Source organism: Verrucomicrobia bacterium S94, assembly GCA_004299845.1.
Classification (GTDB): Bacteria; Verrucomicrobiota; Kiritimatiellia; order Kiritimatiellales; family Pontiellaceae; genus Pontiella.
In genome coordinates this window covers 2,584,448-2,607,446 of the sequence record CP036201.1, presented here as the reverse complement: position 1 = coordinate 2,607,446, position 22,999 = coordinate 2,584,448, and the positions used below count along the sequence as shown (strand labels likewise).

At 52.9% G+C, this 22,999-nt stretch carries 22 protein-coding genes; 13 read left to right on the top strand and 9 right to left on the bottom strand.

The features are described from left to right. The first annotated feature begins 23 nt into the window (after window positions 1-23). From EGM51_11380 to EGM51_11360, 5 genes are all read left to right on the top strand, one after another. Window positions 24-383, top strand: coding sequence for a DUF3127 domain-containing protein (locus EGM51_11380; protein QBG47969.1), 360 nt, complete (start codon window positions 24-26; stop codon window positions 381-383). A 40-nt stretch (window positions 384-423) separates the two neighbouring features. Beyond that, window positions 424-1,626, top strand: a complete 1,203-nt coding sequence (locus EGM51_11375; protein ID QBG47968.1) for an argininosuccinate synthase — start codon at window positions 424-426, stop codon at window positions 1,624-1,626. A gap of 124 nt (window positions 1,627-1,750) precedes the next feature. Continuing rightward, a complete protein-coding gene (locus tag EGM51_11370) occupies window positions 1,751-3,016 on the top strand; it encodes a diaminopimelate decarboxylase (GenBank protein QBG47967.1) in 1,266 nt (421 codons plus the stop codon). A gap of 10 nt (window positions 3,017-3,026) precedes the next feature. Then, window positions 3,027-3,896, top strand: coding sequence for a 4-hydroxy-tetrahydrodipicolinate synthase (locus tag EGM51_11365; GenBank protein QBG47966.1), 870 nt, complete (start codon window positions 3,027-3,029; stop codon window positions 3,894-3,896). Then, window positions 3,896-4,717, top strand: a complete 822-nt coding sequence (locus tag EGM51_11360) for a 4-hydroxy-tetrahydrodipicolinate reductase (GenBank protein ID QBG47965.1) — start codon at window positions 3,896-3,898, stop codon at window positions 4,715-4,717. The genes EGM51_11365 and EGM51_11360 overlap by 1 nt, the downstream gene beginning before the upstream one ends. Before the next feature lie 81 nt (window positions 4,718-4,798). Here EGM51_11360 and EGM51_11355 read toward each other — a convergent pair whose 3' ends face one another. Continuing rightward, window positions 4,799-5,767, bottom strand: a complete 969-nt coding sequence (locus tag EGM51_11355) for a formylglycine-generating enzyme family protein (protein QBG47964.1) — start codon at window positions 5,765-5,767, stop codon at window positions 4,799-4,801. A 341-nt stretch (window positions 5,768-6,108) separates the two neighbouring features. Between EGM51_11355 and EGM51_11350 the strand changes: the two genes are divergently transcribed. The 3 genes from EGM51_11350 to EGM51_11340 all read left to right on the top strand — a co-directional run bounded on the left by EGM51_11350 (window position 6,109) and on the right by EGM51_11340 (window position 9,301). Beyond that, window positions 6,109-6,615 (top strand): NERD domain-containing protein, encoded by a 507-nt coding sequence (locus EGM51_11350; protein ID QBG47963.1) that lies wholly within the window; start codon window positions 6,109-6,111, stop codon window positions 6,613-6,615. A gap of 64 nt (window positions 6,616-6,679) precedes the next feature. Then, entirely contained in the window at window positions 6,680-7,222 is a 543-nt protein-coding gene (locus tag EGM51_11345; GenBank protein QBG47962.1) for a DJ-1/PfpI family protein, read from the top strand. A 309-nt stretch (window positions 7,223-7,531) separates the two neighbouring features. After that, complete coding sequence (locus tag EGM51_11340) at window positions 7,532-9,301, top strand: chloride channel protein (GenBank protein ID QBG49300.1); 1,770 nt, start codon at window positions 7,532-7,534, stop codon at window positions 9,299-9,301. Between the two features lie 79 nt (window positions 9,302-9,380). Here the strand turns inward: EGM51_11340 and EGM51_11335 are convergent, their stop codons facing one another. Both EGM51_11335 and EGM51_11330 read right to left on the bottom strand, forming a co-directional pair. After that, window positions 9,381-10,421, bottom strand: a complete 1,041-nt coding sequence (locus EGM51_11335) for a mechanosensitive ion channel (protein ID QBG47961.1) — start codon at window positions 10,419-10,421, stop codon at window positions 9,381-9,383. A 103-nt stretch (window positions 10,422-10,524) separates the two neighbouring features. Next, window positions 10,525-12,825, bottom strand: a complete 2,301-nt coding sequence (locus tag EGM51_11330) for an RNA-binding transcriptional accessory protein (protein ID QBG47960.1) — start codon at window positions 12,823-12,825, stop codon at window positions 10,525-10,527. Window positions 12,826-12,978: 153 nt separating this feature from the next. Between EGM51_11330 and EGM51_11325 the strand changes: the two genes are divergently transcribed. After that, entirely contained in the window at window positions 12,979-14,190 is a 1,212-nt protein-coding gene (locus tag EGM51_11325) for a uracil-xanthine permease (GenBank protein ID QBG47959.1), read from the top strand. A 50-nt stretch (window positions 14,191-14,240) separates the two neighbouring features. Here EGM51_11325 and EGM51_11320 read toward each other — a convergent pair whose 3' ends face one another. The 4 genes from EGM51_11320 to EGM51_11305 form a co-directional block, all read right to left on the bottom strand. Next, entirely contained in the window at window positions 14,241-14,519 is a 279-nt protein-coding gene (locus tag EGM51_11320) for a hypothetical protein (GenBank protein ID QBG47958.1), read from the bottom strand. Between the two features lie 224 nt (window positions 14,520-14,743). Then, window positions 14,744-16,399, bottom strand: a complete 1,656-nt coding sequence (locus EGM51_11315; protein ID QBG47957.1) for a glutamine--tRNA ligase/YqeY domain fusion protein — start codon at window positions 16,397-16,399, stop codon at window positions 14,744-14,746. 145 nt (window positions 16,400-16,544) lie between these two features. Then, on the bottom strand, window positions 16,545-17,129 hold the full coding sequence (locus tag EGM51_11310; GenBank protein ID QBG47956.1) for a thioredoxin family protein: 585 nt from the start codon (window positions 17,127-17,129) through the stop codon (window positions 16,545-16,547). After that, complete coding sequence (locus EGM51_11305) at window positions 17,122-17,619, bottom strand: redoxin domain-containing protein (protein QBG47955.1); 498 nt, start codon at window positions 17,617-17,619, stop codon at window positions 17,122-17,124. Before EGM51_11305 ends, EGM51_11310 begins: the two co-directional genes overlap by 8 nt. Before the next feature lie 74 nt (window positions 17,620-17,693). Here EGM51_11305 and xth point away from each other — a divergent pair, with 74 nt between their 5' ends. After that, window positions 17,694-18,467 carry an exodeoxyribonuclease III gene (gene xth / locus EGM51_11300; GenBank protein QBG47954.1) on the top strand — a complete coding sequence of 258 codons (774 nt, stop codon included), beginning with the start codon at window positions 17,694-17,696 and terminating at the stop codon, window positions 18,465-18,467. Between the two features lie 28 nt (window positions 18,468-18,495). Here the strand turns inward: xth and EGM51_11295 are convergent, their stop codons facing one another. Then, entirely contained in the window at window positions 18,496-19,377 is an 882-nt protein-coding gene (locus EGM51_11295; protein QBG47953.1) for a TraB/GumN family protein, read from the bottom strand. Between the two features lie 176 nt (window positions 19,378-19,553). On the opposite strand from EGM51_11295, the gene EGM51_11290 reads away from it, so the two are divergent. Then, window positions 19,554-20,411: a mechanosensitive ion channel gene (locus tag EGM51_11290; protein QBG47952.1), complete on the top strand. Its 858-nt coding sequence runs from the start codon at window positions 19,554-19,556 to the stop codon at window positions 20,409-20,411. Between the two features lie 76 nt (window positions 20,412-20,487). Here EGM51_11290 and EGM51_11285 read toward each other — a convergent pair whose 3' ends face one another. After that, window positions 20,488-21,354, bottom strand: coding sequence for a methionine synthase (locus tag EGM51_11285; protein QBG47951.1), 867 nt, complete (start codon window positions 21,352-21,354; stop codon window positions 20,488-20,490). Window positions 21,355-21,597: 243 nt separating this feature from the next. Here EGM51_11285 and EGM51_11280 point away from each other — a divergent pair, with 243 nt between their 5' ends. Both EGM51_11280 and EGM51_11275 read left to right on the top strand, forming a co-directional pair. Beyond that, window positions 21,598-22,383, top strand: a complete 786-nt coding sequence (locus tag EGM51_11280; GenBank protein ID QBG49299.1) for a mechanosensitive ion channel — start codon at window positions 21,598-21,600, stop codon at window positions 22,381-22,383. A gap of 76 nt (window positions 22,384-22,459) precedes the next feature. Beyond that, the gene (locus tag EGM51_11275) at window positions 22,460-22,951 is read left to right on the top strand and encodes an 8-oxo-dGTP diphosphatase (protein QBG47950.1); all 492 of its coding nucleotides are present in this window, start codon (window positions 22,460-22,462) and stop codon (window positions 22,949-22,951) included. The last annotated feature ends 48 nt before the right edge of the window (window positions 22,952-22,999 follow it).

The window sequence follows — 22,999 nt, the reverse complement described above, 5'->3', positions numbered from 1 at the left end:
TTTTGAAATAAGGAGATAGGAAGATGGCGTATGAATTGAGCGGTAAGGTCAAGGTGATCCTGGAGCCGAAAACCTTTGCGAGCGGGTTTACGGTGCGGGAATTTGTGGTTACGGTGGAGGACGGGAAATATCCGCAGGACATCATTCTGCAGGTGGTGCAGGAAAAAGTGAGCCTGCTGGATTCCATTGAAGTGGGGCAGGAAGTTACCGCAACGTTTGATATCCGCGGCCGCGAATATAACGGGCGCTATTTTAATAATCTCCAGGCCTGGAAAATTGAGTCCGGCGCGGCGGCTCCGGCGGGGAGCGATGACCAGCCGCCGGTTTCGGATAAAGACGTTCCGGCCGATTTTGACGAATTTGAAGACGATATTCCGTTTTAAGCTGTTGCGTTGCATTTAAATATAGGAAGGACGATTTACGATGAAAGTTGTACTTGCATATTCCGGAGGTCTCGATACGACCGTACTGCTGACCTGGCTGCAGGAAAAATATGATGCAGAGGTTATCTGCTACTGTTCGAACGTCGGGCAGGAGGAAGAGCTGGACGGTCTTGAGGAAAAGGCGCTGAAGCACGGCGCAGTGAAGTGCTATGTCGATGACGTACAGGACGAATTTGCGGCTGATTACATCTATCCGATGATGCAGGCCAATGCGATTTATGAAGGGACCTATCTGCTGGGCACCTCCATTGCGCGTCCGCTGATCGCTAAACGTATGATCGATATCGCCAATCTTGAAGGTGCTGAAGCGATCTGCCACGGCGCCACCGGTAAGGGGAATGATCAGGTTCGTTTCGAACTGACCGCCTATGCCTTGAAACCGGATGTGAAGGTTATTGCTCCGTGGCGTATGCCGGAGGATTTTCCGTTCGAAGGGCGCTCTGATATGATTAAATATCTGGAGGAAAAAGGGGTCCCGACCACCGTTTCCGCGGCCAAGCCCTATTCAATGGACCGCAACATGCTGCACATCAGTTTTGAAGGCGGTATTCTGGAGGATCCGTGGAACGAGCCGGACGAGGATATGTGGTGCATGACCAAACCGCTGAGTCAGGCGGCGGATGAACCGGAATATGTTGAAATCAGTTTTGAAAAAGGGATTCCGGTTGCGGTGAACGGCGAAAAGCTGGGCGCGGCAGCATTGCTGAAAAAACTGAATGCACTCGGCTGTGAACATGCGGTCGGCCGTATCGATATTGTTGAAAACCGTTTCACGGGCATGAAAGACCGCGGTGTATATGAAACGCCCGGCGGAACGATTCTGCAGGCGGCGCACCGTGGCTTGGAGTCCATTTGTATGGACCGGGAAGTGATGCATCTGCGCGACAGCTTTATCCCGAAATATGCGGAACTGGTTTACAACGGATTCTGGTTTGCGCCGGAGCGTGAAATGCTTCAGGCGGCGATTACGCAGAGTCAGGAAACTGTAACCGGCGATGTCCGTGTGAAACTTTATAAGGGCGGCGTGCATGTGTGCGGACGTAAATCTCCGTATTCGCTCTACAGTCCGGAACTCGTCAGTTTTGATGAAGCGGGCGGATATAACCAGTCCGACGCAACCGGTTTCATTAAGCTGAATGCGCTGCGCCTGCGGGTACTGGCTTCCATGAAAAAAGAGAACTGATCGGCGTTTCCAGACATTGGAAAGGGTTTTTCCGGGTTTGGAAAAACCCTTTTTTTGTGTTTTCCGGACATTGGAAAAGGTGTGTGTTCGTGTATAGTCCCGCGATTGATTTTAGGAGAAAAATATGGCTGAAAAGAAGATCCCGTTGAACAAAGATGAACTGGAAGCACTGACGAAGCGTTTTCCAACCCCCTTTCACATTTATGATGAAAAAGGCATTCGCGATAATGCGAAGCGACTGAAAGCGGCCTTTTCCTGGAATCCGGGGTTTAAGGAATATTTTGCCGTCAAGGCCGCACCGAATCCGTATCTGATGAAAATTCTGAAAGCGGAGGGTTTCGGGGCTGACTGTTCATCGATGGGGGAACTGGTGCTGTCGGAGGAAGTGGGCATCCGCGGCGATGATATTATGTTCACTTCGAACGATACCCCGGCCTATGAATTTAAAAAAGCCATGGAGCTTGGTGCGGTAATCAACCTGGATGATATTTCGCATATTGAATATCTGGAGGAACATACGGGGTTGCCGGAGTTGGTCTGCTGCCGCTACAATCCGGGACCGCTGAAAGAAGGCAATGCCATCATCGGCAATCCGGAGGAGGCCAAATACGGCTTTACCCGCGAGCAGCTGTTTGAGGGGTATTGTATCCTGAAAGAAAAAGGAGTGAAACGTTTCGGACTGCATACGATGGTGGCGTCGAATGAGTTGGAGGTCGGCTATTTCATCGAAACCGCTCACATGCTGTTTGAGCTGGTCGGTGAGCTGAGCGAAAAGCTTGGAATCGAATTTGAGTTTGTAAATCTCGGTGGCGGTATCGGTATTCCGTATAAACCGGAACAGGAAGCGGTGGATCTGGAGGCACTCGGTGAAGGCGTCAGAAAACTGTACGAGGAATACATCACCGGAAAAGGGCTGAAAGAACTGGATATCCGCTTGGAATGCGGACGTATGATTACGGGGCCGTATGGATATCTGGTGGGTCGGGTGCTGCACCGCAAAAGCACCTATAAGGAATATGTAGGGCTCGATGCCTGTATGGCCAACCTGATGCGGCCGGGTATGTATGGTGCGTATCATCACATCACGGTGGCTGGAAAAGAAGATGCTCCGGCGGATTTTGTCTGTGACGTTACGGGATCCCTCTGCGAAAATAATGATAAGTTTTCCATCGACCGGGCTATTCCGGAACCGCAGGTCGGCGATCTGGTCGTGATTCATGATGCGGGGGCCCATGGCCATTCGATGGGATTTAACTATAATGCCAAACTGCGTTCCGCCGAGCTGCTGCTTCGTGAAGATGGTGAGGTGGTTCAGATCCGGCGGCCGGAAACGCTGGAGGATTATTTTGCCACATTGGATTTTGACGGACTGACGTCGTTTGAGGCGTAAGGAGAGGGCTATGTATTTTACAGGAGTTTATACCGCACTGGTCACACCGTTTACAGTAACGGGTGAGGTTGACTTCGATAAACTTGCCGAACTGGTTGAGTTTAATATCGAAGGCGGCGTTTCCGGTATCGTTCCGGTAGGAACCACCGGGGAATCGCCGACACTCAATACCAAAGAGCATCTTCAGGTCATTAAGACTGCAGCGGAGGTTGCGGCCGGCCGGGTAAAAATTATGGCGGGTACCGGTGCTAATTCCACGGCGGAAGCGATTGAACTTACAGCGGCTGCAAAGGAATTCGGAATTGATGGTACGCTGCAGGTAACGCCGTATTATAACAAGCCGAACAACTCCGGCCTGATTCAGCATTTTTCGGCCGTGGCCGATCTCGGAGTTCCGGTGGTTCTTTATAATGTGCCGGGGCGGTCTGCGCTGGAAATTCCATTGGAAGTGGTGGTCGAGCTGGCAGAACATGAGCATATTGTTTCCGTAAAGGAGGCGGCGGGCTCGGTACAGCGTGTTACCGATATTAAAAAACGGTGTGATATTGAAGTGCTGTCCGGCGATGATTCGCTTGCATTGCCGATGATAAAAGAAGGTGCGCTCGGCGTCATTTCCGTGGCTTCCAATATCATACCGGCAGAAGTGTCGGCGTTGGTGGCTGCTGCGCTGAATGGACAATATGAAGAGGCGCAGGCACTGCATGATCAATATGCAAAGGTCTTCGATGATCTGTTTATTGATACCAATCCGATTCCGATTAAGGCCGCAATGGCTATGAAGGGTTTGATTGAGGAAACCTATCGTCTGCCGATGTGTGCGACGACGGATGAAAACAAAGCGGTGCTGCGGGCAACGCTTGAAGCTGCAGGAGTGTTGTAATGTCAGTAAAAGTTGTAATTCAAGGAGCCTGCGGGCGCATGGGGAAAGCGCTGATCCGCTGTATTCTGGAGGAAAAGGTTCAGGGGTTGGAACTCGTTGGTGCTGTTGATCTGTGGGAAGCCGACCATGGAAAGGATGCCGGTTTGGTGGCGGGCAGTAAACCGGCGGGGGTCAATGTGACCGGAAACCTTGAGGAGGTCGGACCGGATGCCGATGTGATCATCGATTTTTCTTCGCATGTCGGAACCGCAGGAAATGCGGCGCATATTGCGGAATGGGGTACGGCCTGGGTGATTGGAACCACGGGATTGAACGAGGAAGAGCTGGCCGCCGTTTACGCGGCGGCGGAAAAAACACCGGTTGTACTTTCCGGCAATATGAGCATGGGCATTAATCTGCTCTGCCACCTGGTTGAGCTTGGTGCCCGGTCACTGAAAGACAAAGGGTACGACATTGAAGTTATTGAAAGCCATCATAACCAGAAAAAGGATGCGCCGAGCGGCACAGCACTGATGCTGGGACAGGCGGCGGCGGATGGGTACGGCTGGGATCTTAAAGAAACGCAGGTTGACGGGCGTACCGGTATGCCGGGCGAGCGGCCGGAAAAAGAGATCGGTTTTCATGCGATCCGCGGCGGCGATATTGTGGGCGACCACACGGTGATGTTTGCCGGAGTGGGTGAGCAGCTGGAATTGTCGCACCGTGCAACGAGCCGCGATGTTTTTGCCATCGGTGCCCTACAGGCTGCGTTATGGATTGCGGGTAAGGAAGCAAAGCTCTACACGATGAAAGATGCCATGAAGCATGTTCTGGGCATTTAAATAAAGCGGGGTCTGTAATCGGGAGCTTCCGTTCCTGCGGATTCAGAAAGGCGTTTCCAAGTATGGGAAACGTCATTTCTTTTAGATGTCCCGCACACAGCGGAAACCGAGATTGCCGGTAGAGGAATCGGGGGTGTTGGAGGTTCGGGCGGCGACGCGGTAACGGTTGCAGTAGGATTCGTGGCAGAGGTAGGAACCTCCGCGGTTAACGCGGCGGTCTCCGGTTGGCGGTCCGGTTGGATTTTCACGAGGTCCGTTAATATGAAAGTCGGGACTCCACCAGTCAAATACCCATTCCCAGACATTGCCGGCCATATTGTAGAGTCCGTAGCCGTTGGGTTCAAAGGCATCGACCGGTGCGGTACCGATATAGCCGTCTTCGCCGGAATTGTATTTCGGAAACTTGCCCTGAAAAATATTGCATCTGTGTTTTCCTTCCGGCATCAGCTCATCGCCCCAGACATAGCGTTTCCCTTCCAGTCCGCCGCGGGCGGCATATTCCATTTCGGCTTCGGTCGGCAGCCGCTTCCCGGCCCATTCGCAATAGGCGAGGGCATCACGGTAGGAAACATGAGTGACCGGGTGGTTTTCCAATCCCTCTAAATCAGAATCCGGTCCGAACGGATGCGCCCAGTCGGCACCTTCTACATTATACCACCATTCGAGGCCTGTTACGCTGCGGCCGAGCAGGTCGAGTGTGTGTTTGAGACTGGGGGGCAGCAGAAGGTGAAAGACAAAGGAAAATCCGAATTTCTCGGCGTCGGTTTCATAGCCGGTGGCTTCGGTGAACCGTTGAAAGTCCGCATTGGTGACGGCATATTGATCGATATAAAACGGATCAAGCGAGACCTCCCGGACGGGACCTTCGCCATCCTCAGGGTAACCGATGGAATCATCGGTCCCCATTAGGAACACGCCGCCTTCAAGGCGCACCATATGATCGGTTGATCCTGTAGAAATCCGTTGAAAGGGTTTGCCGAGGTGGCCTTCATCACATCCGCAGCGTTTTCCGCCGGGCGTGCAGCAGGTTCCGTTTCCCATGATGTTCATCCTTCCGTTAAATAGGCTTCTTCATAACTTTCCCGGGGGTTCCGGACGAGTAAAAATAAGCTTAATCCGATCTTCGATTGCGTCACTCCATCCGATCGCCTATGGTCACGACGTATGGAAATTCCTGATAAATCGTTAAGTGCGCAGTTTGCCCGGGTCTATGGAAGTCCCGGTGAAGAGCCGCGTGTTCTGGGTCTGTTACGTGCGTTCTGGCCGCTGTTGGTGATCTGCTTTGTTACCGGCTATCTGCTGCGCGCCTGGTTTCCTGCTCCTTATCTGAGTGTATCCTCTGTCGGCGTTCTCTTTTTTCTTCTGGCCGTAGGAACCGCCATTCTGCTGGCATGGGGCGAGCGCCGGCTGGGCCATTTTCTGAAAGGGGCGAAGGGGAAGAGTGGGTGGCACACGAACTGGCTTTTCTTCCATCAAATTACACGGTGTTTAATGGGCTCCGCCTGGGCGGAAAACATAACTTTGATCACATTATCGTGGCACCGACCGGCATTTTTGTGGTGGAAACAAAGAACTGGCAGGGTTCGGTGGAGTTTAAGGAGGGGCGGCTGGTTTTTCCCGGCGGTAAAGAACCCGGCAGGCCGCCGCTCAGACAGGTGAAGGACGCAGCTGCCGAGTTGATCCGTTTTATCGATGATGCCGGATGCGGGGATCTTCCGGTCCATTCTGTGCTCTGTTTTTTAAAAACCGGACTTCCGGAAGACATCATGAATGTAAACGGTGTGGTGGTCTGTAAAGGTGAAAAACTTACGGAAGTGCTACAGGAAACGTTTGATGAACCTGTTGCAGCATCCATCCGTGATCAAGTTGTCGACGAACTGAGAAAAGTCATTGAGTGATGTATGAACCGTGAAGTATGAATGCGCGGTTGTGTGTGGTTGCATATCATAAACGGAGGTAAACATGAATGTACTTGTACCTGTTGCTAACGGTTCCGAAGAGATGGAAGCTGTCATTATTATTGATACGCTGCGCCGGGCGGAATTCAATGTTACCGTGGCGAGTCTGACTCCCGGTACCGTTGAGGCGTCGCGCGGCGTTAAACTGGTGGGAGATATGATATGGGATGATATTCATCCGGCCGAATTCGATGTATTGCTGCTGCCGGGCGGTTTCGGCGGGACGGAAGCGTTTATGAAGCACGCAGGTGTGCAGCAGGCCCTGAAGGATTTTGACGCCGCCGGAAAATGGTTCGGTTGCATCTGCGCCGCGGCATTGGCGTTGAATGAAGCCGGAGTACTGGAAGGAAAGACGTTCACCTGCTATCCCGGTGTAGAGAAGAATCTGCCGCCGAATGTGCAGCCGGTAAGCGACCCTGTGGTGGTCGACGGGCATCTGATCACAAGCCAGGGGCCGGGGACGGCCTTTGAATTTGCGCTCAGGGTTATTGCAGAATGCGGCAGTCCGAACCTTTCCGATGAAGTGCGTGCCGGTTTACTGCTTTAATGTACACCGAGAGGTGCTGCCTGGTTTTTGATAAACGCATGGTCTGTGCCGAGGGGAGAGTTTTCCGGACGGAACGGGGACTCTTCCCAATCTTGACACAACCCCGGCCTTGGAGTAGATGTTTCGCCACGTACCGTTTTTCGGGCCGGTTTTTCGGAGCGTTCGTTCCATCGCCTGAAAAGTGATTTATCAACCATTTAGACAGTGCCTTGAATAAAGGCCGTTTTCAACGCCTCGGCACTGTAGACAGCAGAGGTCGATTCCGTGGCAGCAATCAGACAGAGAGTTCGTATTTTTTTTTCACGCAAGCTGTATCAGAATACCCGGGCTGCACTGAATCGATTTAATATCAGCGACAACACATTCGCGACCCTGCTGGCCGTAGTTATCGGGTTGCTCGGAGGACTCGGTAATTATCTGTTCCGTAAAACCATTGAGCTGTTTCACTGGCTGGTGGTTGAACAGTCCTCGATGCTGTTTGATATCAGTTTAGAGGAGTGGAATTTAAGACGGCTGCTGGTTGTGTTCATGCCGGTGATCGGCGGGCTGCTGATGATTCCGATGTGGATCTTTTTCGGGAAAGATCTCAAAGGCGGTTTTGCCGGCTTTCTGGTAAACGTGAATCTTAAAGGGGCCAAACTTCCGTTTAGACCGCTGTTTACCCGAGGTCTGGCGGCGGCTATTACGCTGGGTACCGGCGGCAGTGCCGGTCAGGAAGGGCCGATTGCTGTCATCTGCGGCACCATCGGCAGCCAGCTCGGCCGACTGTTTAAAATTCGCGGTTCCCAGCTTAAAGTTCTGGTGGCCTGCGGCGCTGCGGCCGGAGTGGCCGCCACTTTCAATGCACCGATTGCCGGTGTTTTTTTTGCGACTGAGATTGTTCTGCTTTCGTCGTTTGAGGTGGTCAGTTTCACCCAGATCGTAATTGCCAGCGGTATTGCCACGGTACTTTCGCGGGCGATGCTGGGCAACAGCTCCGAGCTTGTGGTGCAGGCGTACACGATGGAGAGTTATTGGGAGCTGGGGCTCTATCTGCTGCTCGGTCTCATTATCGGAGGACTGGCCGCTGTATTTATTAATATCTATTACCGCATCAAAGATGTCATCGACGCCACCAGACTTCCGAAGCTGGCGAAGCCGGTGATGGGCGGTCTGGTGGTGGGATTGATCGGACTGTTTCTGCCGCAGGTATTCGGTAACGGGTATGATTTTATGGGCGAAGTGTTATCCGGTCAGTATGCCTGGCATCTGCTGTTGCTGCTGGTTTTGGCCAAGATGATTGCGACGGGAGTTACCATTGGGTCCGGGCTTCCGGGCGGACTTTTTGCGCCGTGTCTGTTTATCGGCGCCGTTGCCGGTGGTGCTTTCGGTCATTTGATGGCCGTGCTGATACCGGGGGCGGCTTTTTCTCCGGGAGCCTATGCGTTGGTGGGTATGGGGGCTTTTCTTGCAGCTACAACTCATGCGCCGATGACGGCCATTTTTCTGCTTTTTGAAATTACCGACAGTTATGAGCTGATCATTCCGATTATGCTGACCTGTGTGATCGGTACCGCTATCGCCCGGCATCTGAAAAAAGAGAGTCTGGAAACGGTGGAACTGACCCGTGTCGGTATTGATTTGGAGGCGGGGAAAGAGCGCAATATCATGAAGAGTCTGACGGTGGGTGAAGTGATGCAGACTCACGTTGAGACCATTCCCGAAAATATGACGTTGCGTGAATTCGCCGATTTTATTCAGCGCACACAGCACACCAATTTTCCGCTCGTCAACGTCGCCGGTGAATTGACCGGGATTATTTCGGTACAGGATTTTATGGATGTTGTTTTCGAGAACAACCTGATGGATCTGGTTGTGGTCAAGGAACTGGCCACTACGGACGTTATCACCGTTTTTGCCGAGGAAAATCTGGATACGGCGATGCGCAGAATCGGCTATCGTAATATTGAACAGCTGCCGGTGGTTGATCGCGAAACCCGGCGCCGGCTGCACGGAATCATCTCGCGCCACGATATGATTTCGGCCTACAACCGCGCGCTGATGAACCGGACCTGCGCGTTGGAAGAAGCGGAATCCTGATCCCTTTTCGTATGAGCTTCTGCTCTTTGGATATATTCATACATGGCATGAAGGTGACCGCAAAAGGGCGGGCAGGTTCTCAGCGGTCTTCGTTTTCGGACTTGTTCAGATTATCCAGACGTTGCGAAAGGGTCTGAAGCTGTGCTTTGAGCTTTTTCTTTTCATCGCCCTCAGCGGTTTTCAGCTCCTGTTCCAGCGTTTCGAGGTTGTGTTGTAAGGTTTGCTTTTCAGTTTCCTGACGTTCGGCCTCTTCGGCTTTGTCGAAGATGATCTCTTCGGCCGCCGGGGCAGAGGACGGGGTTTCGACGGAGACAGAGGGCGGTATGGCCTTCCGGTTTTCGTCAAGGCGACGCTGGTTCATATAACCGGGGGACATGATTTCGATGTTTTCACGGTGAAGGGTGTCGAGAATTTCGGCATGCAGGCGGGATTTCGCCGTGATCATGCCTTTCAGCTCTTCGAGGACACCGGAGACCCGGTAGGAAATCGAAAAGTTTCCGAGCTCGATAATGTGCACAAAAGGATCCTTCAGCCCGCTCAGTTCGGCGGATTGAATCAGCAGTTTTTCGATCTTGGCATGGTCAAGTTCATAGCCGAGTGAAAGGGTCACCGAGATCAGGGCACCTGCACGATGGGTCGTTGATACGGGGTTGCGCACCAGAACTGCATTGGGAATGTGGATGAGTTCCCGTGTTTCCGACTGAATTTCGGTATCGAAAAGTCCCATTTCGGATACCCTCCCGAAATGATCCTGCACCCGGATAAAGTCGCCGATGCGGAACGGCCGGGTTATCCGCAGCAGGAAGCCTGCAATGAGATTGGCCATGGCCGATGACGAAGAAAAGGCGATCATCCCGGAGAGCAGAATACCCAGCAGGCCGATTAACTGATTCCGGGCCGATTCACTGACCGGCAGTGCAAGAATAATCCCGATGGTGCAGAACAGGATCACCAGTACCATAATGATCTGACGGGGAAACTGGCGGGCCTGCTCCATATTTTTTCTGCGGCCCAGCAGCAGATGGTGTGCGCTGGCGATGATTCCGCCCGCCACGATGAATGCAGCGGCCATAGCCGCCAGCGTCAACAGGTTGCTTCGAAAATACTCCCATCCGTCCATAATACTCCTCCTGAAGCCTCTGCTCCTGTACCCATAGTGACACGGGATCCTGCAGGGGTCAAACTATGGGTATGGAGGGAGGCGGCCGGGCGATCCGCTTCAGTTATAAGTCGGCGAAGGGATTATTGACGAAACCGCGGGGCCGGTTGTCGGGCCGGCCTTTATCATTCCGCGGTCTGTTGGCGTTGCGGCGCTGATTCTGATTTCCGCGCGGTTTCCGGCCATGGGCATTTTTCGGCGCGTTTTTCTTTTTCGCGGAAAGTGAAATACGTTTGCGCTGCAGGTCAACTTCGAGAACACGGACATTGATGCGGTCGCCCGCCTGCACCACGTCGGCCGGATCTTTTACAAACTGGTTGGAGAGTTCCGAAATGTGAACCAGCCCATCCTGATGCACGCCGATATCGACAAAGGCGCCGAATGCGGTGACATTGGTCACAATACCTTTCAGTTCCATTCCTTCTTTAAGGTCTTTCATCTCCATGACATCGTCACGGAAACCGACTTCTTCAAACTGCTCACGGGGGTCGCGGCCCGGTTTGTTCAGTTCGGCAATGATATCTTTCAGGGTCAGTTCGCCGACCTCTTCTGAGACATAATTGGCTATGTTGATCTTTTTCACGATCTCGACATTCCCGACCAGTTTTTCAAGCGGTTCGCCCAGATCTTCGGCAATCTGTTCAACCAGTTTATATCGTTCCGGATGAACGGCCGATGCGTCGAGCGGGTTATCACCGCCGCGTACGCGGAGGAATCCGGCGGCCTGCTCGAAGGCGCGGGGCCCGAGACCGGAAACCTTCAGCAGTTCTTCGCGGGATTTGAACGCGCCGTGCTCATTGCGGTAGGCCACGATCTTTTTGGCCAGACTGTCGCCGATGCCGGCGACGCGGGAGAGCAGAGGGGCACTGGCGGTGTTGAGTTCGACTCCGACGTGGTTTACACAACTGACGACGACTTCATCGAGTTTGTCTTTAAGGAGCTGCTGGTAAACGTCGTGCTGATACTGGCCGACGCCGATCGATTTAGGATCGACTTTTACGAGTTCGGCCAGCGGGTCCTGCAGTCGTCGGGCAATAGAGATGGCGCCGCGGATGGTGAGGTCGAGATCGGGAAATTCTTCGCGTGCAATCGGTGAGGCGGAATAGACGGAGGCGCCGGCTTCACTCACAGAAACCACGCTGATTTTCGAACGCATATCTTTGAGCAGCGATTTTACAAAAGCTTCCGTTTCGCGGCCGGCGGTTCCATTACCGACCGCAATCGCCATCGGTTGATGTTTTTCAATGAATTCAGCAAGTTTGATTCCGGCCTGTTTTTCTTTGTCCGCTCCCTGTCCGAGATAGATGGTGATGGTGTCGAGGTATTTCCCGGTGGCATCAAGCGCGACGCATTTGCATCCGGTACGCAGACCGGGGTCGATGCCGATAACCGCCTTTTCGCCATACGGAGCGGCCAGTAGCAGATTCCGCAGGTTTTTGGCGAAGACTTCCACTGCCGAGCGGTCGGCCTTCATTTTCATTTCAACCGAGACATCGATTTCAACGCTGGTGGTGAGCAGTCGTTTGTAAGCATCATGTATGGCTTTTTCCAGTTCAGGAAAAAAAGGTGAGGCGGGGTTGGCTCCGGTCAGTTCTTTCATCCGCTCTATTTGCGGTTCTGCATCAATGCTCAGTTTCCGGCGAAGTACGCCCTCGGTTTCGCCCCGGCGGATGGCGAGGTAGCGGTGGGAAGGAATATCTTCAATGGACTGCGAAAAATCGAAGTAGTCTTTGTATTTTGAGTTTTCATCTTTTTCAGAAGAAAGGGCGGGTTCGGAAATGATGGTGCCGGTTTTGAAGTAGGCTTCGCGAATCAGCGCGCGGATTTCCGCTTTTTCAGCAATCTGTTCCGCCACGATATCACGCGCACCCTGAAGCGCATCCTCCGGGGTCAGAACCTCTTTTTCTTTGTTGATGAATCTGGACGCCTCGGTTTCGACATGGCCGGAAGCTCCCTGACCGAGAATCAGCTCCGCCAGCGGTTCGAGGCCTTTTTCCCGGGCAATCATCGCGCGGGTACGGCGTTTGGGTTTGTAAGGCAGATAGAGGTCTTCAAGCCCGGTTTTGGAGTGGCACTGCTCAATTTTCCTTTTCAGCTCATCCGTCAGTTTGCCCTGTTCCTCAATGGAGTTGAGAATGGTCTGACGGCGGGATTCAAGGGTGTTGTAGTAGGTGAGCTTTTCCTGAATGTCGGAAATCTGTACTTCGTCGAGGTTGCCGTGCACTTCTTTACGATAGCGGGCAATAAACGGGACGGTGTTGCCTTCGGCAAAAAGCTTTGCCACGGCAGCGACCTGTCGACTGGATATATTGAGGTCCTTCGATACGAAAGGAACGGGATCGAATGCGGGTGTCTCAGTTGTCATGTTGGGGTACATCCTTCTTTAATTCAAAGGGGGTGAGGTTCCTAAAAAGCGGTAATGGGCGTCAAGCTTATGCGGGTTTGGATTTTGTGATGCGGGCTTTCCCGGGGGTATGGAATGTGTAGAATCGCGGGCTTTAACTACAGGGAGAATGTGATGGAAGAAATAGGGATGCCGAAAAAGCTGGTTCTGGGGATCCAGCATGTATTTGCCATGTTTGGTGCAACGGTTTTAATGCCGACGCTGACGGGGATGGATCCGAGTGTTGCGCTGCTGGCTGCAGGGATCGGCACGTTTATTTTTCACGGAGTGACGGGCGGGGGGGTACCGGTATTCCTTGGATCGAGTTTTGCTTTTATCGGTGCGATTAAAGCGGTGGCCGGCGAAGATGGAAGCGGACTGCCCTATGCGCTGGGGGGAGTGATCTGTGCGGGGCTCGTATATGTCATTATGTCCGGAATCGTGCGGCTTGGCGGTGCGGAAGTGATCAAGCGCCTTTTTCCGGCGGTGGTCACCGGTCCGGTGATTATGGTGATCGGCTTATCGCTGGCTCCGATCGGGGTGAATATGGCTTCGTCGGACTGGCTGCTTTCGGGGGTTGCGATTCTGACGATTATTGCGGTTTCCTGCTTTATGAAGGGTTTCTTTAAGCTAGTGCCGATCCTGATCGGCATATTTGTCGGCTATGTGCTGGCGGCGGTATTGGGACGCGTGGATTACACGGCTCTGACTGAGGGATCCGGTATTCTGATCGGTGCGCAGAATTTCACATTCCCGAAATTCAGTGCAGGGGCGATCGGGACGATTATGCCGATTGCAGTTGTTTCTGTGATGGAGCATATCGGTGACATCACCACCAACGGTGCGGTGGTTGGAAAGAACTTTTTTGAAAAGCCCGGTCTGCACCGTACACTGCTTGGTGACGGCCTGGCCACGATGTGTTCGGGGCTGTTCGGCGGACCGCCGAATACGACCTATTCTGAAAACACCGGCGTGCTGGCCGTGACGAAAAACTATAATCCGTCAGTCATTCGTATTGCCGCGGGTGTGGCTATTCTGCTGGGAATCTTCAGTCCGGTGGGGGCCTTTCTGCAGACGATTCCGAAGGCGGTGATGGGCGGGGTGAGTTTTATTCTGTTCGGGATGATTGCCTCGGTCGGGATCCGTACAATCAGTAATGCGCAGCTGAATTTCAACCGCAGCCGCAATCTGATTATTGTGGCGCTGATTCTGGTCTGCGGACTGGGCGGGGTGTCGTTCACCATCGGCGGCGTGGAGTTGAAGGGCATCGGTCTGTCGGCACTGGTCGGTATGATCGCCAACCTGGTGCTGCACATTATTCTGCCGGACGACCCGGATAATGACTGAACCGCTGAACGGGCGGATACAGTCTGCCCGTTTATTCAAATTTGCGCACTTTACAGCGATGCAATCAGTTCCCGCTGCCGGTCGGTTTCCGCTTTTCCGCCGGCATCGGTGACGAGCGATAGCGGTTGGTTCAGAGCGGCGACGATGCAGCTGGCCATGGTACCCGTTCGGCCGACACCGCCTTTGCAGTGAACCAGAAAACCGGCTCCGCCTTTCAGTTGTTCGGCGGTATCGCGCGCCAGACTCAGAAACGCTTCGGTATCTTCCGGCACGCCACCGTTTCCGAGCGGGAAGTGAATGAATTCAAAGGGGATTCCATTCTTCTGAATGGCGTTGGCGTAATCCGGTTATTTCGCCTCAATCTCCGGCATCGGGTTCAGGCAGATGATCACATTCACCGAAGCCTCTTGCAACGCCTGGAAGCAATCGGCCAGCGGTTCTTCCTTTCCGGGCATGCTGTGGAGATAGAGCGATCCGGGCAGGTTGAGTTTAACTTCGCGCAACGGTTGCATGATGTTCAAGTCCGGCAGTGACGTCTCCTGTGATTTCCGGGTCAGTTTTTCCGGGGTGCACGCAGCGTGATGGTCCGGTTGAAGACCGGTTTTCCCGGAGTGTGATCTTTGTCGGCGCAGAAATAGCCGACACGCTCGAACTGAAAACGGGTTCCGGGTTCGGCCCGGGCCAGTCCGGGTTCCAGTTTTGCGGTAATGATTTTCAGCGAATCCGGATTGATGAATTCCTTGAAATCCTTCTCTTTATCAGCCAGCGGGTTTTCGACCGTGTAGAGGCGGTCGTAGAGCCGGACTTCGGCATCGACGGCATGTTTTGCGGAAACCCAGTGGATGGTGGAGCGGACTTTACGGCCATCCGGTGCGGAACCGCCCCTGGTTTCCGGATCGTAGGTGCAGTGCAGCACCGTCACGTTGCCTTCGGCATCTTTTTCAACAGAGTCGCAGGTGGCGAGGTAGGCGCCACGCAGCCGGACTTCCCGGCCGACGGTGAACCCTCGGAATTTATTGGGGGCATCGTCCATATAGTCCGTGCGTTCAATCCAGAGTTCTTTCGAGAAGGGGACTTTGCGGGTGCCGAGTTCCTCTTTTTTCGGATGGTTCGGAACTTCGAATTCTTCGGTACGGTCTTCGGGATAGTTGTCAATGATGACTTTGATCGGATCGACAACCGCCATGGCCCGGAGTGAGTTTTCATTGAGGTCGTCGCGGATGATGGATTCGAAGAGTTCGATTTCCGTGATTCCTTCATATTTGGTGCAGCCGACCACTTCGCACAGTTTTTTGATGGCCTCGGCGGTGAAGCCGCGGCGGCGCATCCCGCAGAGTGTCGGCATGCGCGGGTCATCCCAGCCGGACACATATCCTTCGTTCACCAGCTGAAGCAGCCGGCGTTTACTGAGTACGACATAAGTCAGGTTCAGTTTGGAAAATTCATACTGGCGGGAGCGGAAAACGCCGAGTTCTTCGAGAATCCAGTCGTAAAGCGGGCGGTGCACCTCGAATTCCATGGTGCACATGGAGTGGGTCACGCCTTCGATGGAGTCTTCGATACAGTGCGCGAAGTCGTACATCGGATAGATGCACCATTTGTCGCCGGTGTTGTGATGGCGGGCGTGTTTGATTCGGTAAATCGCGGGGTCGCGCAGGTGAAGGTTGGGCGAAGCCATATCGATTCTGGCACGAAGCACACAGGCGCCGTCCTCGAATTCACCGTTTTTCATTTTTTCAAAAAGCGCAAGATTTTCCTCAATGGAGTTTTTGCGGCCGGGCGGTTCTTTGCCGGGTTCGGTCGGTACACCGCGGTAATCCTTGAATTCTTCCGAGGAGAGGTGGCAGACGTAGGCTTTGCCTTTTTTGATCAGCTCAATCGCAAGTTCATACATCCGGTCGAAATAGTTGGAGGCCCAGTAGAGGTGTTCGCCCCAGTCGAAGCCGAGCCATTTGATGTCTTCCTGTATGGCATTGACGTATTCGATGTCTTCGGCTTCCGGGTTGGTGTCGTCGAAGCGAAGGTGACAGCGGCCCCCGTATTTGAGCGCGGTGCCGAAATCGAGGGTGATGGCCTTGGCGTGGCCGATGTGCAGGTAGCCGTTGGGTTCGGGCGGGAAACGCGTGACGATGGTTTCGTATTTACCCGCCGCGATGTCGGCATCGATGATATCGTGAATAAAATTTGTGGTTTTTATTTCGTCGCTCATTACTGCGCTTTCTGTACTTCAATTTCCGGGATTTCCACTCATTGGAAAAAACAGTGCTCTTTATCCCTGATTCGGGCTGGAGAGGCAATCCATAAAAAAAGCCGTCCCGACTTAAACGGAACGGCTTTGCAGCGGTTGGATGCGCTTATCTGAATTTAATTCCGCAGCCGACAGTTTTGGTTACGGGATTTTCGATTTTCTCGCCGTTGAGCAGCGCATCGAGAGCATCTTTCAGCCAGATTTTTTCTCCGACGGTGTGGCCGCCCTCGCCGACGGCGCCTTTATAAACGAGTTTGTCATTGGCATCAAAAAGGAAGACGTCCGGCGTTTTGGTGGCTCCGAAGCTGCGGGCGACATCTGAGGTGGAGTCGACGAGGTAGGGGAACTGATAGCCTTCTTCCCGTGCCATTGTTTTCATGCTTTCGAAGGTATCGCCGTTTTGATCGGGATCGTTGGAGTTTATGAAAATAACGCCTATGCCTTTTTTGGAATAGGTATTGCCGATTTCAACCATGGTTTTCTGCCAGTTGAGGACAAACGGACAGGTGCTACAGGTAAAAATGACGAGGGTTCCTTTCGGGCCCTTGAGCTCGGAGAGCGTGAGGGTGGCGTCGTCGATACTTTGCATTTTCACATGGGTGTCGACGATTTCGTCGCCGATTTCCAGTGCGGGGGCGTTGGCGGCGAGGCCGACAGTGAGCAGGATTGTGGTTATAGGATGTTTAATCATATTGAGCTCCTTTCGTTTTTAACAGTGTCTCGATGGTTTTCCGGTAGTCCTCATAACTTTTTCTGCCTTCCCATTCGCGGACGAGTTTCCCGTTTATGTAGAAAAAGGTGGAGGGCAGCGAACCGGACCAGTCCGGAGATAAGGTTTCGATAAAATTCTGGTTCAGATCAGTGGATACAAGGCTACTGACGGGAGCGTTGTATTCAACAAGAAAATTCTTCACGGGCTGCAGATTTTGCGGGTTGTCGCAGGAAACCAGAATGACGTCCATTTCGGGGAAGTCGTTGATGATCTGTACTAATTCCGGAAATTCGTCGCGGCAGGGCGCGCACCAGGTGGCCCAGGTGTGGACCATGGTCAGCTTTTTCGAAGAGCGGATGGCTGTTGCGATTTTTTCCGGAGAAGCCGGTCCGGTCTCGGGGCTGGGCGGGTTTGACAGAGCGGTCAGCCCTGTGCAGCATACGCATAAGAACGGAAGCATTATTTTCATGGTTTGATCCCTCTTGACAGTCCGCCGCCTATCCGACTTGATCGGTGCTATATTTAATCAAAGCAAGAGACACCATGAAAATTGCAACGTTCAATGCGAATTCGATCCGATCACGCCTCCCGATACTGCTCCGGTGGCTGGAAGACCATCAGCCGGATGTGCTGGGCATTCAGGAAACCAAGTGCCAGGATGAGGATTTTCCGGTTGAGGCGATTCGGGATGCGGGCTTCTATGCGGTATTTAAAGGGGAAAAGTCATATAACGGTGTGGCGCTGATCTGTAAAAACGAACCGCAGGAGGTGCACTTCGGTTTTGATGACGGCGGTCCGGCGGATGAAACACGGCTGGTCCGGGCGGTGGTGGATGGGATTTCCGTGGTGAACACCTATGTCCCGCAGGGCCGGGCGATTGATCATGTGATGTACAAATACAAGCTGGGCTGGTACCGCCGACTTAAAAAACTGTTTGAAGCGGAATATTCGGCGGATCAGCCGCTCGCGTGGATCGGGGATATCAATATTGCGGTGGAGCCGATTGATGTAAACAATCCGGCCGGAAAAAAGAATGATCCCTGTTATCACATCGATGCGCATAACGCTTTTATGGATGTCTGCTCTTTCGGGTTCACGGATGTATTCCGGAAGCACCATCCGGATGAGGAGATTTATTCGTTTTTCGATTACCGGGTGAAAAATGCCGTGGAGCGGAATATGGGCTGGCGCATCGATTATGTGCTGACGACCGATCCGCTGGCGGAGAGGTGCACGTCCTGTGACATTGATCTGGAGCCGCGTAAAAAAGAGAAGCCGTCAGATCATACCTTTATGATTGCGGAATTCAGTTCGTGAAGAGTGCGGCCGTACGTTTCGTGCTCTTCTACAGTTGTTCAACCTGAAGGCCTTTTTTGCGGAGCAGATTGATGAGGCCTTCTTCGCCGGGAAGGTGTCCGGCTCCGACAACGACCATGTAGGTTTCCTTCCGGGTTGCCATTGCAGACAGCTTTTCAGCCCAGGCTTTGTTCCGGTTGGTGATGAATTTCCGGTATTGCCCGGGATAGTCTTTGAAACTTTTGGTGATCAGCGTTTCCAACGTCCGAAGGTCTCCGGATTCCCAGGCTTCAATCAGTTCGTTGAAGTCATTTTCGAGCTGTGTCAGTTCAATCAGGGCCCGTCTGACGAAGTCGTCGGGGTTTTCATGGGAGAGGTTGTCGAACAGGGAAATCTGAAAGTCGATGGATTCCAGGCCGATCACTTTTTTGCCGTCAGCAGTCGCTTTCCCATAGAAGTATTTATCGAGGCCGAGGTTTTCATCGAGTCCCATTTGTTTCATTTTCATCAGGGAGAGGGACAGGGTGGCAAACCAGGGTTTAAACCGTTCAACGGCCGCGATCGGCAGGCCGGCTTCGGCTGCCGCTGCGGCGAGTTGTTCATAGGTCTCCGGGGTCAGCAGCGTTTTCAGGGTGTCGCTGGGTTCCAGCATGGCCATGCTCATGATGAGCTGCTGGGTCTGGGGTGACATCATTTCTCCCATATCCACTTCCAGGACGAGGGCCGTGGAGTTGGAGTAGGCCTGTTCAATGGCCGGGGCGAGGGGATAGTTATCGGCTTTCAGAACATGAGCGGAGCCCTGAATGTACAGGGTTCCCTTTTTGGATGAAGCCTTCCATAGCGTACTTTCGGCAAGTGCCGGAAGCAGATTCAGAGACAGAAAGGCTGTCAAAGCGGACCGAGTGAAAATGCGCAAAAGACCGGATTTCATAACTGCTCCTGAAGTTTGCTGAACTGTACAGATTTACACGGTACTGAAAAGCCCTATTGCGCCATACGCTTATAATGAATGCTTATAGGTTTATATTCTTGAGTAAGTTTTATATGATTCTATACTCACCGGCAACGAAACGAGATGACAAGAGTATTAAACTTAAGGGAGATTAAATGAATACCAATGCTGTAGTTTTTGCGGATTCACCGCTGCAGGACACCGGTTTACAGGAACAGATTATTGAATTGGCCATTGCCTGGGGCACCCGCATTCTCGGTTTCATTCTGATTCTTATTGTCGGAATGTGGCTGGCGAAGCTGCTGAAAGGGCTGGTTGTCAAGGCCATGGACAAGAAGGGCGTTGATGTAACGCTTACGAAATTTGTTGCCTCACTTGTTCATATGGCGCTGAAAGTGTTTGTGGTGATTGCCGCGCTGGGGCAGCTGAATGTGCAGACGGCTTCGTTTGTGGCTGTTCTGGGTGCTGCCGGTCTGGCGGTCGGTCTGGCTCTGCAGGGTTCGCTTTCGAATTTTGCGTCCGGTGTGCTGATGATTATTTTCAAGCCGATCAAAGTCGGAGACTTTGTTGAGGGCGGCGGAGCAATGGGCGGTGTCGAGGAAATCGGCATTTTCACCACCATTCTTAAATCGCCGGATAATAAAAAACTGATTGTTCCAAACTCCGCCATCATGAGCGGCGTGATTACAAACTTCAACGCCAACGGCATCCGTCGTGTGGATCTGACGGCTGGAATCGGGTATGGCGATAACATCGATAAAGCCAAGGAAATCCTTGAAGGTATTCTGGCTGCCGATGATCGGGTGCTGAAAGATCCGGCACCGCAGGTGGCTGTGGTTGAAATGGCTGACAGCTCTGTGAATCTGGTGGTCCGCCCCTGGTGTAAAGGCGAGGATTACTGGGGCGTCTATTTTGATACCACGGAAGCCATTAAAAAGACCTTTGATGAGCAGGGAATCAGTATTCCGTTCCCGCAGCGCGACGTGCATATCTACGAGCACAAAGAAGGCTGATTTTCCGGGTACTGGAAAACAGAATAAAAAAGCCGGGGCGTTACTGCTCCGGCTTTTTTTTATGATCTGCGGTGTTTTATAAAGCGGATTTCAGAGCCCGGATGAAATCGGGGGTGGTGCCGCAGCATCCACCGATAAAATCGGCACCGGCTTCAACAAGCGGCCGGGCAAACTGTGCAAAATCCTCGGCGGTGGTTTTATAGACAGCTTTGCCGTTTTCCATTACGGGAAGTCCCGCATTGCCTTTAATCCAGATGGGGCGATCGGTTCCGGACCGCATTTTTCCGGTCAGTTTAACGAAACCTTCAATGCCCTGTCCGCAGTTGGAACCGATGATGTCGGCTCCGGCTTCGGTCAGTTCTTCCGTCGCCTGCTCGACCGGGGTTCCCATCATGGTTCGGTCCAGATCGGCACCGGTGTCGTAGACCATTGAAACGCAGACCGGGAGGCCGGTTTCTTTGGCCGCCCGGAGTGCTGTCCGGGCTTCTTCGAGATCAGACATGGTTTCAATAACCAGTCCATCCGCTCCGCCTGCCGCGAGTGCTTTGGCCTGAACGGAGAAAGCTTCGAAAAGCTCATCTTCAGTAACCTCACCCATCATCAGCATTTTTCCGGAGGGTCCCATGGATGCAAAGACGAGGGCCTGCGTGTCTGCGGCTTTTTTGGAGAGTTCAGCGCCGATACGGTTGATTTCTTCAACGCGATCCGCCAATCCGTGACGTTCGAGTGTGTAGACGGTTCCGCCGAAGGTGTTGGTGATGATAATGCGGCTGCCGGCATCGACATAGGCTTTGGCAACCGCTTCAACAATTTCCGGATTTTCAAGATTCAGCGCTTCCGGTGATTCTCCGGGCTTCAGTCCCTTTTTCTGAAGTTCCGTTCCCCACGCCCCGTCGATCAGGACCGGTTTTTCGCCCAGCAGGGCTTTGATGGTTTCATGCATAGTTATCCCCTGGTTTTCAATGTTCGTAAGGAAGGTAGAGGAAATCCGATGGGCAGACAATCGCAGGTTTCCGGAGGATGGATGAGATATTTATATTTCTTGCTATTATTTTTAAGATCAATAGCTTCGCCGTATTATTTGAAACCAAGCCTTAAATAAGGAGGAGATGGAATGAATACAAATGTGGTCGATGCAGCCGATGCGCTGCAGCCGAGTACAACGGTCATTGAGACCGTGCAGAGCATGGGGGTTGAATATGCCTACCGGATTCTGGGAGCAGTGGCGATTCTGCTTATCGGTTTCTGGATGGCTAAAGTTGTCAAAACGTTGATGGTCCGTGCGATGAAGCACCATAAGGTGGACCGGACTCTGGTCGGTTTCACGGCGACGCTGCTTCACGTCGGACTGAAAATAGCGGTCATTATTGCGGCTCTTGAGGCGCTGCAGGTCAAAACCGCATCGTTCATTGCGGTACTCGGCGCGGCGGGTCTGGCGGTTGGTCTGGCCCTGCAGGGCTCGCTGTCGAATTTTGCGGCGGGTGTACTCATGATTATTTTCAAGCCGATCAAGCTCGGGGATTTTGTGGAGGTGAACGGGGTTTCGGGCATTGTGAAGGAAATCGGAATTCTGACCACCGAACTGGATACGCTCGACAATAAACATGCGGTGGTGCCCAATTCCAACGTAATGTCGAACAACATTATCAACTACACATACAATGATAAGCGGCGCGTCGATCTTGTGGCCGGTATCAGCTATGGTGATGATATTGATGGGGCCCGGGCTGCGATTGAAGAGGCCCTTTCGGAGTTCGATGAAATTCTGTCGGATCCGAAACCGGATATTCTGGTGAAAGCCATGGCGGACAGTTCGGTCAACTTTGATGTGCGCCCGTGGTGTAAACCGGCTGATTACTGGGTTGTTTATTACGGGGTGACCGAAGCGATCAAGAAGAAGTTTGATGAGCGGGGCATTACCATTCCGTTCCCGCAGCGGGATGTTCACCTTTACGAACACACTGCAGGCTGATTTTACCTCGATTGGAAACTTGTCTGCATCTGCCGCGCCGTTCACACTGCGCGGCAGTTTTTTCGGGAGATTACAGATGGTTGAAAAAGTCGGGGATGTGGATTGGGAAAACTGGACGCCGGTCGTAAAGGCTACGTTGCTTTTTGTGATTCAGGATGGACAGGTGCTGCTGATTCATAAAAAGCGCGGGTTCGGAAAGGGGAAAATCAACGGCCCCGGCGGCAAGCTGGAGCCGGGTGAAACCTTGCAGGAGTGTGCCGTCCGGGAGACGGAAGAGGAGCTGTGCATTAAAGCACGGGGTGTTGAGCTCGCCGGCGAGCTGTGTTTTCAGTTTACCGATAGCCATTCGATCCATGGATTTGTCTATACCGCTACGGGCTATGAGGGAGAACCGAGTGAAACCGAAGAGGCTGCGCCGATCTGGTGTTCCATCGATGACCTGCCGTTTGAACATATGTGGGAAGACGATCATATCTGGTTTCCGTATATGCTCGAAGGGCGTAAATTCACAGGTTGGTTTATTTTTGACGGGGATCGGCTGCTCGATCATGTGATCGAGTTGGGTTAAGCCGGAACCCGGTTCTGGCGCGGGAATTGCTTTAATCTTACGCATGGA